At 74.4% G+C, this 15359-nt stretch carries 7 protein-coding genes; all 7 read left to right on the forward strand.

Features of this window, described 5'->3' with window-relative positions:
* Nucleotides 1-51 precede the first annotated feature (51 nt).
* Nucleotides 52-627, forward strand: coding sequence for a TerD family protein (locus tag ACZ69M_RS06965; RefSeq protein ID WP_470047319.1), 576 nt, complete (start codon nucleotides 52-54; stop codon nucleotides 625-627).
* 167 nt (nucleotides 628-794) lie between these two features.
* The gene (locus ACZ69M_RS06970) at nucleotides 795-2822 is read left to right on the forward strand and encodes a HEAT repeat domain-containing protein (protein WP_470047321.1); all 2028 of its coding nucleotides are present in this window, start codon (nucleotides 795-797) and stop codon (nucleotides 2820-2822) included.
* Nucleotides 2823-2928: 106 nt separating this feature from the next.
* Entirely contained in the window at nucleotides 2929-3810 is an 882-nt protein-coding gene (locus tag ACZ69M_RS06975; RefSeq protein WP_470047323.1) for a DUF4132 domain-containing protein, read from the forward strand.
* The gene (locus ACZ69M_RS06980; RefSeq protein ID WP_470047324.1) at nucleotides 3807-8696 is read left to right on the forward strand and encodes a hypothetical protein; all 4890 of its coding nucleotides are present in this window, start codon (nucleotides 3807-3809) and stop codon (nucleotides 8694-8696) included. Before ACZ69M_RS06975 ends, ACZ69M_RS06980 begins: the two co-directional genes overlap by 4 nt.
* Before the next feature lie 71 nt (nucleotides 8697-8767).
* Nucleotides 8768-9931, forward strand: a complete 1164-nt coding sequence (locus tag ACZ69M_RS06985; protein WP_470047558.1) for an ATP-binding protein — start codon at nucleotides 8768-8770, stop codon at nucleotides 9929-9931.
* Nucleotides 9918-13568: a vWA domain-containing protein gene (locus ACZ69M_RS06990; protein WP_470047326.1), complete on the forward strand. Its 3651-nt coding sequence runs from the start codon at nucleotides 9918-9920 to the stop codon at nucleotides 13566-13568. Before ACZ69M_RS06985 ends, ACZ69M_RS06990 begins: the two co-directional genes overlap by 14 nt.
* Entirely contained in the window at nucleotides 13565-15313 is a 1749-nt protein-coding gene (locus ACZ69M_RS06995) for a hypothetical protein (RefSeq protein ID WP_470047328.1), read from the forward strand. Before ACZ69M_RS06990 ends, ACZ69M_RS06995 begins: the two co-directional genes overlap by 4 nt.
* Nucleotides 15314-15359 lie beyond the last annotated feature (46 nt).

Genomic DNA, 15359 nt, shown 5'->3' on the forward strand with positions numbered 1-15359 from the left:
CAGCGCCCGGCATCCACTCGCCCGGCCGACGGCAGCACGAAGGAGATCAGCGTGGGAGTTTCCCTGTCCAAAGGCGGCAATGTCTCGCTCAGCAAGGAGGCGCCGGGCCTGACCGCGGTGCTGGTCGGTCTGGGCTGGGACGTGCGGACCACGACGGGCACCGACTACGACCTCGACGCGTCCGCGCTGCTGGTCGACGAGTCGGGCAAGGTCCTCTCGGACCAGCACTTCGTCTTCTACAACAACCTGAAGAGCCCGGACGGTTCGGTCGAGCACACCGGCGACAACCTGACCGGTGAGGGCGAGGGCGACGACGAGTCGATCAAGGTGAACCTGGCCGGCGTACCGGCCGAGGTCGCCAAGATCGTGTTCCCGGTCTCGATCCACGACGCCGACGCGCGCGGACAGAGCTTCGGCCAGGTCCGCAACGCGTTCATCCGTGTCGTGAACCAGGCCGGCGGCACCGAACTCGCGCGCTACGACCTGTCGGAGGACGCCGCGTCCGAAACCGCGATGATCTTCGGCGAGTTGTACCGCAACGGCGTGGAGTGGAAGTTCCGTGCGGTGGGCCAGGGGTACGCCTCGGGTCTGTCCGGGATCGCCTCCGACTTCGGCGTCGGCGTCTGACGCGTCCCGCCGGCTCCCCGCCGTCCCCGCCCCGATGCGAATCCCCTGGGCGCGGGCGGCGGGCCGTTGCCGGCCCTGTCGCCGGAACACGCCCCAAAAGGCACACGTGACTGTCAGTGCCTTGGTGCACACTCACGATGAGCTGTCGTACGCCTGGGGAGGATGCCGTGTTCACCGGGATGGACGAGGTCGGCTGGGCCTCGATGAAACATGCCTACGGAAGCGCCGAGGACGTCCCGGAGTTGCTCCGCGGACTGGCCTCCACGTGCCCTCAGGAGCGTGAGAGAGCGCTCGACGGGATGTACGGAGCCGTGCACCACCAGGGCGATGTCTACGACTCGACGCTCGCGTGCATCCCGTTCCTGTTCGAACTCGTCGGGCACGAAGAAGTCCGCGACCGGGGCGGCGTCGTGGAGCTGCTCGTCAGCATCGGCGGCGGGGACGCCTTCGACGGCGGCCCGCTCGAAGACGGGGACGGCGCCGAGGGCAACTACGCCATGGCCCGCACGGCGATACGGTCGGGCGCCGCGGCCTTCATCGGCCTGCTCGCGGACCGGGACCCGGAGGTGCGCCGGGCGGCACCGACGGCGCTCGTGCGGTTCCTCGGCCAACCGGAGCGCGTGCTCGGGCTGTTGGCGGGACGACTTGAGGAGGAAGAGGAGGAACAGGTCCGGCCGGCCCTGGCCGAGAGCCTGGGACTGTTCGCGCGCCTGCACCCCGCGTCCGCCGCTCCCGCGGTGGAGTACCTGGTCGAACTCGGTGCCGCTCCGCACGACGCCGGGCTGCGGCTCGCCGCCCTCGGCCAACTCGCCGGCTGCGCACCCGATCGCCTTCCGGCCGACCTCGTTCCCACCGTCATCGCACTGCTCCGGGCCAGATCACCACGCCCCCGGGTGCCGGACCAGCCCGAGCGACCCGACACCGACACCCTCATCGGCCACCTGCGACGCCTGCGCCCCGCCGACGAGGAGGGCGGTCATCTCCTGCGGACCCTGCACACCGCGCTCGGCGGCCGCACCGCCGATCGGATCGCCCTGCTCAAGGGGCAGTTGAGCAGCGACGAGTCGGCAGACCGGTGCAACGGCGTGTGGATGGCGGCGGGGCTGCTTCGCGAATGGCGGGGCTCGTACGAAGAGCTGGTCGTGTTGATCGGCGAACAGGTCGTCACCGAGGAGCAGCGGCTGCGCGATGCCGCGGCCTCCGTCCTGGAGACACTCTTCGGTCTGGCCGCCCCGGCCGCCGACCACCTGGCCGCCCTGGTGGCGGTCGGCCCCGAGCACCGAATACGCCAGTGGGAGCACGGGGCACCGGCCCTCGCCGCCCCGCTCAAAGCGCTGGCCAGAGCCGGCGATCCGCGCGCGGTGGCGGCACTCGCCGAGCTGCTGGACGGGCCGGTCGTGCCCCCCGAAGCCGGGTACGAAGTCCAGCACTTGGGTCCGGCGGCGGCCACACTCGCTCCGCTGCTGCGCGAGCGGCTCCGCGAGGTCCCCCTCGACGCCCTCGACACCTACGACCGTGCGGTGCCGCTGCTGTTCGCGCTCGGCAGGCTGGGACACGCACCGGCGGTACCGGAGATGCTGCGGCTGCTGCACGGGGCGCCGGAGGGGCTGCGGAGCCGGGAGTGGCTCGTGCGGGCGATCGCCGACGCCCTCGGCAGGTGCGGCCCGGACGCTCGGGAGGCGATACCGGCCCTGCGTGAACTGCTGGACGGGTCGTGCGCGGTGGCGGCGGCCGGTGCGCTCTGGTCGCTGGAGGGTGACGCGGAGGCCGTACTGCCGACGTTGCGAAGGGAATTGGTGGCGGGGCAGTTCCACGCGCGCAACGCGGCCGAGGCCCTGGGCCGACTGGGGCCCGCGGCCCGGTCCGCCCTGCCGGTGCTGCGCGGCATGGCCGACTCCGGGAAGGTGTGGCCGCGGGCGAGCGCCGCGGGCGCTCTGTGGGACATCGCCGGGGATCCAGGACCGGTCCTCCCGGCACTCCGCTCCGCCTGGGAGCAGAACGTGCACACCCGCATCCTCCTCGCCGGCTGTCTGACCCGGATGGGTCCGGCGGGCGCGCCCGTCCACGATCTGCTCCGTACGGAACTCGCCATGCCACGGCGGCACCAGGCGCGGGCCGGCACCCACGGGAGCGACAACATCGGCGAGGACGAACAGCTGTTGCGCGCCTGCCGCGCCGCCCTGGACGCCGCGTAGAAACCGCAGCTCAAGGCCGCTTGAGCACAGCTCGTCGAGGCATTGTCAGACCCCTCCCCTACTGTGATCACCATCGCCGACAGGTGGGTTCGGGAGGGGTCCTGTCATGGGTTGGATCGAGACATCCAGTGGGTACGCCGTCACGTTGGACGGCGCACAGGTGCGGTGCCGCAACGCGGCGGGACGCATGCTGAAGCAGGTGCCCGCGAAGCTGCGGGACGACGTGGAGGTCGTCCGGCTGCGGCAGTTGGCCGAGTGGCTGGAGCGGCATGAGCGGGAGTGCCGCTCCCAGGTGGACACCTGGATCGTCCGCTCCCTGCCCGTGCCGACGGACCTGCTGGCCCGGGTGTGGCCCGACGCCGCCTGGCAGGCGGCGCTGCGCGACCTGGTGGTGGCGCCGGTGGACACGGACGGCACGGTCGCGCTGGAGCGCGCCGGATTCCTGCGGGACGCGGATCCGGAGCAGGGCCTCGGCGTGGTCGACCTGGACGGCGACTCGGTCCGGCTCGCCGCGCGGACGGTGGTGATACCGCATCCGGTGCTCCTCGAAGACCTGGAGGAGCTGCGGGAGTTCGCGGCGGAGCTCGGTGTCGAGCAGGGCGCCGGTCAGTTGTTCCGGGAGGTCTGGCCGCGGCCGGACGACAGGGACGGCACCGCCTTCGAGTGGAGTGCCTACGCGGGCGGGAAGTTCGAGGAACTGCGGCACGCGACCGCGCGGGCGGGCTCGTACGGCTATCGGGTGCGCGGCGGGTACGCGGTGTGCCCGCTGATCGAGAACGGAGTCGCGGTGGAGGCGGCCTACTGGATCGGCGCCGACTACCCGGAGGCCGAGACCCGCACCGGCGGCCTGGAGTGGCGGGCCGCTGGCGGGCGCCGACTGCCGTTGCGGGAGGTGGGGCCGGTCGCCTGGTCGGAGGGGGTTCGGATGGCGGCTTTGGTGTACGCGGGGCGTGTGGTGAACGGCGAGGACGAGGAGGGGGAGCTGTGAGCGGGGATCAGCTGCTGGAGTCGGGAGCGGTACTGCCGCTGGGCGAGGGTACCGGCGATGTACTGACGGCGCGGACGTACGGGCATCCCGTCCTGGAGGGGCGCACGGTGGTGCGGCTGGTGCCCGAGGCGATCGGGCCCGCCGAGGACCTCGCCCTGGAGTACCTGGGCTTCGGCACCGCCGACTCTGTACCGGTGGGCCGGGTGAGGCGTCAGTCGCTGGGCTTCCCCGCCTGGGCGCTGGTCAACGACCCGGTGAACGGGCACCATGCGCTCGCCGTGGTCAAGGAGATGGAGCGGCTCACCCGGATGGTGTCGAGCAAGCCGGGCCACGCCAAGGACGGCTTCGACGAGATCGGCGCCCGGCTGGACCGCTCGGTGCCGCACTTCCTGCCGACGTACTACGAGCAGGTGGCCCGGTTGTTCCTGGCGGCGGAGTCGCGCCAGCACGCCGCGTCGTTCTTCGGCAAGGCCCGGGCGGCCGAGCAGCGCCACGCCCTCGCCGTGGACGAGGACCGGCTGCGGGAGGTGTTCCTGGAGTTCGCCGGGGCGGGCGCGCTGAGCGGGAAGGCGCTGCGCGACCACGCCAAGGGGCTGGCGGCACGACTGTCCGGCACAGCCGCGTACGAGCAGTTCAGGACGCTGTCGTCGCAGCGCTGTGCGGCCGGGATCGCTCCCTACGCGGGCATGCTGGAGGATCTGCGGCGGCTGGCGAAGGGTGCGGGGCTCGATCCGCGCGCCGAGGAGCGTGCACTGCTCGCCGAGATCCTCCCCTCGGGCGCCATGAACCGCGCGGCCGGGAGCTTCTGGAAGTCCGCGCTGCCCGCACTGGCGGAGCTGGCGCACGAGGATCCGGCGGTACGGGAGCGGTTGTTGACGCTGATGCCCTTCACGGGCGGTGATCAGCGTGAGGAGTTCGACGCGGCGTGGCTCGCGCTGCTCGATGCCTGCGGTGCGATCGGTCTGCTGCTCGACGGCACGGTCGACGCCGCCGACTGGCTGAGCTCCTGGGACCGGCACCGTCAGCGTGGCTGGCGGCAGCGCAAGCGGATCGTCGAGGAAATCGCCCTGGTGGAACGGCTGGCGCCCCGGCTGATCGCCGACGGCAAGCCGGTGCGGCTGCTGCGCGAGCAGGGCTGGAACTCCTACGTGGATCTCGACCTCCTGGACACCGCCCTGGCGGCGGGTGTGCCGGTCGCCGACCCCTCGCCGGGGACCGAAGGTCTGGAGCTGCGCTACTGGACGGACGACGAGCGCCCGGGCCGCCGGGACCTGGCCGCGGTCGCCACCGACCCGCGCTTCGCTCCCCTGTTGCGCAGGGCGGTGGAGAGTCTCTCGCTCGCGGACGCACCCGCGTCCGGACCTTCGGCACGCGTGCGACGGCTCGCGGACCATCCGGCGCTGCGCACGGCCGTGGCGGGCTGGCTTCGGGACCGCGCCGACGAACTGGCCGGGCCGGTCGGCCTGCCGGGGCTCAAAGAGCTGCTGACCAAGGTCTCCCGCTTCTCGGCACCCGCCGCACTGGCGACGGCACCGGAGGCCGTCCGGCGGATCGTCGGCTTCGATCCCGCGCCGGTCCTGGGCCGCACTCTGCGTACGGGCATCCTCGACGAACTGGGCTGGCCCGCCCTCGAAGAGGCCCTGGACACCCTCGGCAAGGTCGCCCCGCCGGCGAGCGGGCAGCACCCGTGGCCGCACCAGCACGGCCGTACGTACCAGTACGCGGACGCCTGGCCCGCGCTGATCGTCCGTGTCGGGACCCAGGTCGCGCTGGCCGGCCCCGACGCGCTGCTCGACGCGCGCACGCTCACCCTGCCGTCCCAGGGACGCCAGTACGGCGAGCCGACGGTGCGTCACGTGGACGGCCAGTGGCTCGTCGCGTCGGGGTACGGGAACGAGCAGCGGGCCGTCTGGTCCGGGCGCCCCGCCGACGTGTTCAAGCCGACCGGCCTGCCGGGCGGCTGGTACGGCGGCCACCCGGTGTCGCTCGCGCTGCCCGACGGCGGCCGCTGTTTCGGCGGCCGGCCCGTGCACGCCGGGGACACCACGTTCGCCGAGCAGCACCGCGAGATCGCCTCGGACGGCATCTCGTACTGGGTGCTGCACGAGAAGCGCTGGCACGAGTACGACCCCGCCTCCGCCAAGCGCGGCCGGATGTCGGTGCCCGCGTTCTTCGACTCGGCGCTCGCCGACGCCCGCCCTGGCATCGTCCTCACACAGACGGACTGCCGGCTGCTGCCGGTCCAGCCGGGTCTGGAGGGCTCGCCGTTCGGCAGCAAGGACGGGCTGCTCGGCTGGTGGGTGACGCACGACCAGAACTCCGGTGCCTGGACGGCCTGTTCGGTCGACGGGAACCGCAGTCCTGCGACCACCAAGGGTGTTCCGGCCCCGCCCCTGCGGCTGCCGGGCGGTGCCGCCCTGCATCCCGTGCAGACCGGCTGGAACCGCACGATCGTCGAGCTGTGCGACAGGGACGGCCTGTCGCTGGCCCGCCTCCAGCTGGGCGACCGCGGCAGCGCACATGCGGCGGGGACCCGCTTCCTGCCACCGCTGTGGTACTGGCACGCGCTGCGCCCGCGCGACGAGCACGGCTCGGCCGCGCTGCGGGCCGTGACCGACGCGGACGCCACCGCGCTGCTGGCCGCCGTCCGGGACGGCGAGAGCCCGCGGGAGGCCGTGGCCCGGCTGCTGCCCGCCGTCACCGACGAGCGGCTCGCCCTCGGGGTGGCCGGGTTGGTCGAGGAGACGGCCCGCTGCGCCCGGCGAATCGCCACGCTCGCCGAGCGGGCCGAGCGGCCGGTCGCCGCGCCGCAGGAGGAGGACGAAGTCCGGCACGCGTACGACCAGGTCCTGCGCGAGGCGCTGCGGGAGCTCACCGCCCCCGGACACTTCTACGGTTACTACGGCAACGAGCAGCACGCCACCACCGCGGTCGACCAGCTCAAGGCGCTGCGCTCGCTGTTGGTCCCGGGCACACCGCCCGCGAAGTTCCCCTTCGTCGGCACCGGGGTCGCCTGGCTCTCGCTGTCCGGTCCCGGCACGGCGGCGGCCGCCCTGCGCGCCGCCGCGCCCACCACGCCGGAGGGGCGGCGCGCCGGGCTGCTGGAATTCCTCGACGTCGTCCTGTCGGTCGGCGACGGCGTGCTCGTCGATCCCCGGGGACGACTGCGGATCGTGCAGCTCAAGGCCTCCCGCTCGGAGCGGCCGGAGCGCGTCGGGGAGGTGCTGGCCTCGGGCGACCGGCGGCTGCTGATCCTGTCCTGCCAGAAGGTCGACGCGGGCGACGCGTACTGGAACGCCGTCGAGTACGACCCGGCGGGCGAGTTCGGCCCCTGGCAGGGCTTCGCGATCGTCGAGACCGAGATCCGGGGCACGTCCGGGGACGAGGCCCTGGCGCCCGCCGTGCGGCGGTTGGTGGCGCTCGTGAGGGAGCGAGGACCGCTGCCCTACCGGCCGGAGCAGGCGCGGGAGTTCGCCGAGCGGGTGGGGGTGAGCGCGGTGGCCGGAGCGCTGCTGCTCCTCGGGCTGCCCGGGCTCAACTCCTACGGCAAGGACGGGCTCCTGCCCGCGGAGCACCTCCAGCCGCTGGGCGCGAAGAGCGCGGAGGCGCAGGCCGCCCGCAGCGCCCTCGGCGAACTCTCCATCGCGGAACGGCAGTTGTTCACCGCGGCGCTGGTCCCCACGGATCCCGGACACATGGAGCGGCTGTGGACCGACGGTTTCGACCTGGAGCCCGTCGTACGGATCTGGATCGAGCGGCGGGGGCAGCGGCGGGCGGCGCCGCCCGAGCTGATCGCGCGGATGGTGAGCGAGATCGGGCCGGGCCGGATGCTGGACGCCGTCCTCAACCCCCAGGCGCGCCCTGAGCTGACCGGTCGCACCGAGCAGCGGATGCGGGACAACAGACTCGAACCACTGGACGCCCAGGCCCTGTTCACCGGCTCCGACCTGGCCGCGTACGTCAGCATGCTGCGCTGGCTCGCCTATCGACTGCCGTACGGCGATCCGCTGCGCGCGACGCTGCCCGAGACCCTGCGCATGCTCCGCGAGCGCCTCACCGACCCCGGGCTGCTGCTCGACCTCGGGGTGACCTGGGGGCACGACGGCAACACGGTGTCGACCCGGGTACGGGAGACGTTCGGGCTGCCCGCCCTGGGAGGCGGGGACGCGGAGGGCCTGCTGCGGGCGGGCCCGGCGATCGTGCTGGCGCCGATGCGGCACCGCTCGGAGTGGGACACCGTATGGCTGCGGCCGTCGGCCGTGCTGCCGCAGGCGGGCGAGGAGGGCGGACCCGATCACCCGGCGCTGAAGCTGCTCGCGGGGCTGAGCCGGGACAGCGGGCAACTGCAGTCGCTGCGCACGCTGTTGAGCGAGGAGTTCACCGCCCTGATCACGGCGGACGGCCCTCCCGGAGCCGCACAGCACCCGGCCCACAGCGTGCCGGAGCTGGTGGCCGAGGCGGCACAGCGGTGCGGGCTCTCCGAGGACGCGGCCGGGCTCTATCTGATGCTGCTCGCGCTCCCGGACCCCACGGACCGCAACCAGGCGGCCTGGACCGACTGGAAGCCCGCGCGGCTGAAGCGGGCCAGGGCCGAAGTGGCCGCCGCCGGGCTGGTGGTGGAGGCGAAGCGGTCCCGGGCCGGGCGGGCGCAGTTCCTGCCCGGCGGCTGGCTGGAGCACAAGGCGCCGCGGCTGCCCGTCGAGAGCTGGAAGACCCCGCTGCTGCCGGAGACGGCCCACGGTTTCGTGGTGCCGGACCGCCCGGTGCCGGAGTTGTTCGCGCGGGCCTGGCAGCGGGTCGTCGAGGGTGACGCGCCCGGGTTCGAGGAGTTCGCCGGGCGCGGTGGCCGGGGCGGCAGAGGCGGCCGGGGCGGGGGCAGGGCATGAGCGGCGGACAGAGCACGGCGAGCGGGATGAGGGCAGCGGGTGCGACGGCGAGGACGGACGTGACGAAGGCGATGGGCGTAAAGGGTGTATCGGGCGTGTCGAGCGTGACGGGCGCGCGGCAGATCGAGCTGCCCGAGGACCGTCACACCGAGGAGCTGGCGTTTCTCGCGGCGTACGACGAGGGGCCGCGACCGCCGGGCTGGCACCTGACCCCGCGCGCCGTGGTGACGTTCGTGTGCGGTTCGGACGGCGAGACACTGAGCGGCGCGGACGGGCGACGGCTCGTCGTGTCACGCAAGTTCGTGGGCGACCGGGGACTCGTCGAGCGGTGCGTGGTGACGCTCGCGGGCGAGCGGGGTCTCCTGCTGGTCGGCGAGCCCGGCACCGCGAAGTCGATGCTCTCCGAGCTGCTGGCCGCCGCCGTGTGCGGCACCAGCGCGCTCACCGTGCAGGGCACCGCGGGCACCACGGAGGACCAGCTCAGATACGGCTGGAACTACGCGATGCTGCTCGCCACGGGGCCGAGCCGGGCGGCCATGGTGCCCTCACCCGTGCTCACGGCGATGACCCGGGGAGCCGTCGCCCGGATCGAGGAGGTCACACGCTGTCTGCCCGAGGTGCAGGACGCCCTGGTGTCCCTGCTGTCCGAACGGCGCATCGCCGTACCGGAGTTGGCCGGTGGCCCGGACGGGGACGGCACGGTGCACGCCGTGCCGGGGTTCACGCTGATCGCGACGGCCAACCTCCGTGACCGCGGTGTCTCCGAGATGTCCGCCGCCCTCAAGCGCCGCTTCAACTTCGAGACCGTCGGACCGATCGACGACCTCGACGCGGAGACGGAGCTGGTCCGAGGCCAGGCCACGGCGGCGCTCGCCCGCTCGGGTGCCCGTTTCTCCGTCGACGACGCGGTGCTGGAGGCGCTGGTCACGGCCTTCCGGGATCTGCGCTCGGGCCGCAGCGCGGAGGGCTGGGAGGTCGAGCGGCCCACCACGGTGATGTCGACGGCGGAGGCGGTGCAGGTCGCCACCTCCATGGGCCTGGGCGCCGCGTATCTCGGGGACGGCAGGGATGTCGTGCGCACCCTGCCCGGCCATCTGCTCGGCACGGTGCGCAAGGACGACCCGGCCGATCACGCACGGCTGCTGGGCTACTGGGACGGTCCGGTGCGGCGGCGCGCGGAGCAGGGCGCCGCACTGTGGCGGACGCTGTGGGAGCTGCGCGATGACCTCGTGTGAGGCGGCGCCCGGCTCGGCGGCGTCGCCCGAGGTGGCTCTGGAGGCGCTGGCCGGGTGTCGGGACCCGTTCCTGATCGGTGTGCGACATCATTCGCCGGCGCTCGCGGCGGCCGTGCCGGGGATGCTGTCGGCGGCGGCGCCGGAGGTGCTCCTCATCGAGCTTCCGGAGGAGTTCGCGCCGTGGCTCGAATACCTGGGGGATCCGGCGACGGTGCCACCGGTGGCGCTGGCAGGGAGCCGGGAGCACGGCGGGGTGGTCTTCCTGCCCTTCGCCGAGTTCTCCCCGGAGCTCGCGGCGATTCGCTGGGCGAGGGAGGCAGGGGTGCCGGTCGTGCCGTTCGACCTGCCCCTGGCCGCGCGGGACGCGGAGGAGCGGGCTCGGGAGGTGGCGCAAGAGCCGGGCGCGGGCCGAGCGGGTGGCGGGCGTGGGCGGCTGGCGGCCGCCCTGCGAGCGCGCGCCGGGGGCCGGACGGGGGACGACCTGTGGGCGCGACTGGTGGAGTCGGGCGCGCCGGGCGCCGGGGCGGAGGAGTTGCGGCGCGCCGCGCTGCTCGTCGGCTGGGCGTTGCGGGCGGACACCGGAGAGGACGCCGTGGACCCGTACGACCTGCGGCGCGAGGCCAATATGCGGGGACGACTGGCCGAGTACGCGGGGCGGCGTACGGCAGCGGTGACCGGGGCGTTTCACGCGCCCACCCTGCTGCGGGCTGGTGCCGGGCCGGTGGGTTCGGGTGCCGGGCCGGTGGGTTCGGGTGCCGGATCCGCGGAGGCCGTCCCCTCGGTCGTCACCTCCCTCGTGCCCTACTCGTACCCGCTGCTCGACGAGCGGTCCGGGTATCCGGCCGGCATCCGTGATCCGGAGTGGCAGCGGGGGGTGTTCCGGGCCGCCGGGGAGCCGGGACGGCTGGACGAGTTGCTGACGGCGACGGCCGTGCGGATCTGCGCCGCCGTCCGCGAGTCGGGACATCCCAGTGGCCCCGCCGACGCCCGGGAAGTGGTGCGGGTGGCGCGGGATTTGGCCACGCTGCGCGGGTTGCCCGCCGCCGGCCGCGGCGAGCTGGTCGAAGCGGTGCAGACGGTACTCACACAGGGCCAGTTGCTGGGTCGGGGGCGAGTGGTGGCCGCGGCCATGGAGCGGGTGCTCGTCGGTGACCGGCAGGGGCGACTCGCCCCCGGCACGCCACGCTCCGGCCTCGGCCCCGCGGTCGAGGGCCTCCTCGCGGAACTCTCACTGCCCTCCCCCACCGCTCCCGCCCGCCGTGAGCTGCGGCTCGACGCGCTGCGCTCCGAACTCGACCGCCGGCGCGAGATCTGTCTGCGCAGGATGGCGGTCTGCCGTGTTCCCTACGGCGACGAGGCCGGAGTCGCACGGGTCGGCGACGGCGCCGCGCTCACCACACGGTGGACGGTGACCTGGACGCCCTCGACCGCGGCGATGCTGGATGTGACCGGCGTTCACGGAGTGACGTTGGAACAGGCGGCCTACGGCGTACTGGCGCGGCGACGGGCGGCGGAGCGGCGCGACGGCGGTCCGACCGCGGCCCAGGTGCTCGCCGGGCTCGAGGACGCGGCCCACTGCGCCCTCCCGGGGCTCGCCTCGGAGCGCCTCACGGAAGTCGCCGAACTGCTGCCCGCGTCCGGCACCCTGCCCGAACTCCTCGGCGGGCTCGACCTGTTGAGCCGGATCGGCGCGGGACATGTGCCGGGGCTGCCCGCCCCCTGGGAGAAGGAGCGGATCGAGGCCGCGTACGAGGAGCTGGGAGCCGCCGGTGTCCGCGCGCTCGACGGGCTGACCGGTTCCACCGACACCGCCGACGCCCGCGCTCTGGTGGACCTCGCCACCCGGGTCGACGGCGCGGGAGGCGGACTCCGGCTCTCAGACGCCCTCGGCCGCCTGGACGAGGACGGTACGCCGCTGATCCGCGGCGCCGCGGGAGCCGCCCGGGTGCTGCTGGGGCTGCGGGAGGCGAAGGAGTTCGGCACCCGGCTGGCCTCCCGTGTCGACGGTGCCGTGACTCCCGAACTCCGTTCCGGCCTCGCCGCGTTCCTGCGCGGCACGCTGCTCGCCGCCGGTCCGCTGCTCGAGACGGGCGAGGCCGTGGACCCACTCCTGGAGCGCGTCGAGTCCCTCACCGACCGGGCCTTCCTCGACCGCCTGCCGGCCCTGCGCGCCGGCTTCGACGTCCTGGCGCCTGCGGCCCGGTCCCGGATGCTCGCCGCGGTGGAGGACCGCACCGGCCACGCGGTGGGCGAGTTGCCGGACGCGGTGGCGGAGCCGGGGTTCCTGGCCCGGCTGGCGGCGGCGGATCTGGCGGGGCGGACGGCGTTGGCGACGGCGGGCTTGGACCCCTTGGGCACGGACCCGACACCGACCTCGCATCAGCCCCCGCAGGACAACCCCGGCGTACCCAACAGTGCTGCCGTACCAAGCAGTCCTGCCGCACCAAGCAGTCCTGCCGTACCCGGCGGTCGCGCCGTACCCATCAGCCCCGCCGTGCCCAACCCTCCCGCCGCACCCAACAGTCTCGGCCCCGGAGATCGCTGGCGGCTCCTGCTGGGCAGGGCAAGGCAGTTGACGGGGCGGGCCGGCCGGATCGCGCGCGCACTCGACGAGTTGTACGGGAGCGGGCGCGGCGAGGGGGTCGGAGAGCCCAGCGATGGCGGTGCCGGTGGCGGGAGCGAGGCGTCGTTCCCGGATGTGCGGAGCTGGTCCGAGGAGCTCGCGGCGCTCTTCGGACCCGGAGTACGGGAAGAGGTGCTGGCAGCGGCGGCCGACGCCGGACGCGTCGACGCCCTGCAGGAACTCGACCCCGCCTCGGCCCGCCCCTCCGTGGAGCTCCTGCGGACGGTCCTCTCGTACGCGGGAGGCATGCCCGAGCAGCAACTGGCGCGGCTTCGGCCCCTGGTGGCCCGGCTGGTCAAGGAGCTCACGGACGCCCTCGCCCAGAGACTCCGGCCCGCCCTCGCCGGCCTCGCGCATCCGCGGCCCACCCGCAGACCGGGCGGCCCCCTGGATCTCGCCCGCACCGTGCGCGCGAACCTCGCGACGGCGCGCCGCGATCCTGCAACGGGAGCGGTGACGGTACTGCCCGAACGGCCGGTCTTCCGTACCCGGGCCCGCAAGGCGGCGGACTGGCGGCTCGTGCTGGTCGTCGATGTGTCCGGGTCCATGGAGGCGTCGACGATCTGGGCGGCACTCACCGCGTCCGTGGTCGCCGGGGTCCCGGCACTGAGCACGCACTTCGTGGCGTTCTCGACGGACGTCGTGGACCTCACCGACCAGGTGGACGACCCCCTCGGGCTGCTCCTCGAGGTGCGGGTCGGCGGCGGTACGAGCATCGCCCGGGGCCTGCGGCACGCACGCTCACTGGTGACGGTTCCCTCCCGCACGCTGGTCGTCCTGATCAGCGACTTCGAGGAGGGGGGTCCGGTGGGCCCACTGCTGTCCGAGGTGCGGGCGCTCGTCGACTCGGGCTGCCATGTCCTCGGCTGCGCCTCGCTGGACGACGCGGGCCGACCGCGCTACTCGGCCGGTGTGGCGGGGCAGTTGGTGGCCGCGGGCATGCCGGTGGCGGCCCTCAGCCCGCTGGAACTGGCCCGCTGGGTGGGCGAACGCATGGGAGGTACACACCGATGACCACGCTTCCCCCGGTGACGGCCGAAGTGGCGGCCGCCGCGCTGGAGTCGCTCCCGACCCGTCTGCGCAAGCGTGCCGACTCGGCCGCGGCCAAGGCGGCTGACTGGCCCGTCGCCGTGACGGACGCGACGGTCGTGGTGCGGGTCGACGACGCGACAGCGGTCACCCTCACCACCACGGCCGGGGTGGTGAGGTCCGCCGAGGATGCCGTGTGCAGCTGTCTGCTCGCGCCGGCGTGTCTACATCGCGCGGCGGTCCTGACGCTGGCACCGCTGGCTGAGGAGACGGACGGACCGGCGGCCACGGCTGCCGTGCCGTCGGACGCCGGCGACTCCACCCCTGTCCCTCCGGAGACCGGGGCCCTCGACCTCACTCCCCCGCAGTCCGCGGCGGTGCACGCCCTCCGGGTGGCCGCGACCGCCGTGCTGGCAGCCGGAGTGACGGGCTCCGGTGCCGTGCACCGCGCCACGCTCCTCCACGCCGCCCACTCGGCGCGCGTCGCCGGACTCCACCGCGCCGCGGCCGCGGCCGTCCGGGTGGCGCGGCGGCTCTCCGAGGCGGGCACCGGGGACCCCGCGTTCCGGCTGCCCGAACTGGCCTCGGAGCTGGCGGAGTTGCTGACCGTCGCCGTCGGGCTGCACCGCGCGCCGGACCCGGATCTGATCGGCACCGCACGTCGGGCCTATACGGCGAACGGTTCGCTGCGGCTGCACGGTCTGTTCACCGAGCCGGTGGTGACCGCCTCGGGGTACGCCGGGGCGGTCACGTACGCCCTCGCGCAGGACGGCCGGCTCCGCTCGCTGTCCGACGTGGCACCGGGCGACGCCGACCGTGCCCGGCAGGCCGCCGGCTCCGCGGTCCCCGGCGGCAGCGCCCTCACCCTGCGGGAACTGGGCGACCACGGCGGGGCGATCCTCACCGACCCGACCGTCTCGCCGGACGGGCGGATCGGGGGTGGCGGCGCGGTCCGTTCCGTACGGGCGTCGGGGGCCCGTTGGCACGAGGAGCCGCTCGACACGCTCTGGCGGCGTTCCCCGGCCGACCAGGTGGCCGCCGCGCTGCGGTGGTGGGCCGAGCCCGCCGACGAGCGGGAGGCGGGTGGTGACCTGCTCTTTCTCACCGGGACGATCACCGGCGGAGGGTTCGCCGTGGACCGTGGTCCCACGCTGCGACTCCTGGCGCCGGACGAGCGCTCCGAACTCCCCTACGTCGAGAACCTCCGGCTTCTGGCGGGGGCCCACGGTCTGTCCCTGCGCCTCGTCGCGCGGCTCGCGGCGGACCGGCCGAGCGGGGTACGCGCGCTCGCCGCGGCCTGGCAGGGCACGGACGGCGACCCGATCCGCGCGGACCTCGGCCTGCGCCGCCTCCACCGCACCCACCTGCCCAGGACCGGAACGGCCGTCATCCCTTCCGCCCCGGCGCCCGCGCTTCCCACGGAACTCGACCTCCTGCGGCGGGCCGTGGACCGCGCGGTCGCGGGTGGCCGCGCCGTCACCGCCACCGGGGCCGACGGCGAACTCCCCCGTCGGCTCGCCGCGGTGGGTCTGACCACGGGGGCCGCGTGCGCGCGGGCGCTGGTGGACACCGCGTCGGACCGGCGCCATGACGCGCTGGGCCGACTGCGGCCGGCCGACCCGGAGGCGTACGCCCGCGCCTGGCTCGCGTCGTCCACATACGCCTCGGCCGCCACGGCATCCCTCCTCACGGCCGCGTGGGCACCGGAGGAGGACCACGTTCCGGGCTGACCGCGGGGGTCCTGCGGGGCGGGGTGGGGGCGGCGGAGGCCAAACG

The sequence above is a fragment of the Streptomyces sp. NPDC107454 genome, assembly GCF_055582885.1.

Bases quoted from the DNA above. Each gene is read 5' to 3' on its own strand.
- ACZ69M_RS06975 (WP_470047323.1), top strand. From the start codon at position 2,929: ATGGGTTGGATCGAGACATCCAGTGGGTACGCCGTCACGTTGGACGGC.
- ACZ69M_RS06985 (WP_470047558.1), top strand. From the start codon at position 8,768: ATGGGCGTAAAGGGTGTATCGGGCGTGTCGAGCGTGACGGGCGCGCGG.
- ACZ69M_RS06990 (WP_470047326.1), top strand. From the start codon at position 9,918: ATGACCTCGTGTGAGGCGGCGCCCGGCTCGGCGGCGTCGCCCGAGGTG.
- ACZ69M_RS06995 (WP_470047328.1), top strand. From the start codon at position 13,565: ATGACCACGCTTCCCCCGGTGACGGCCGAAGTGGCGGCCGCCGCGCTG.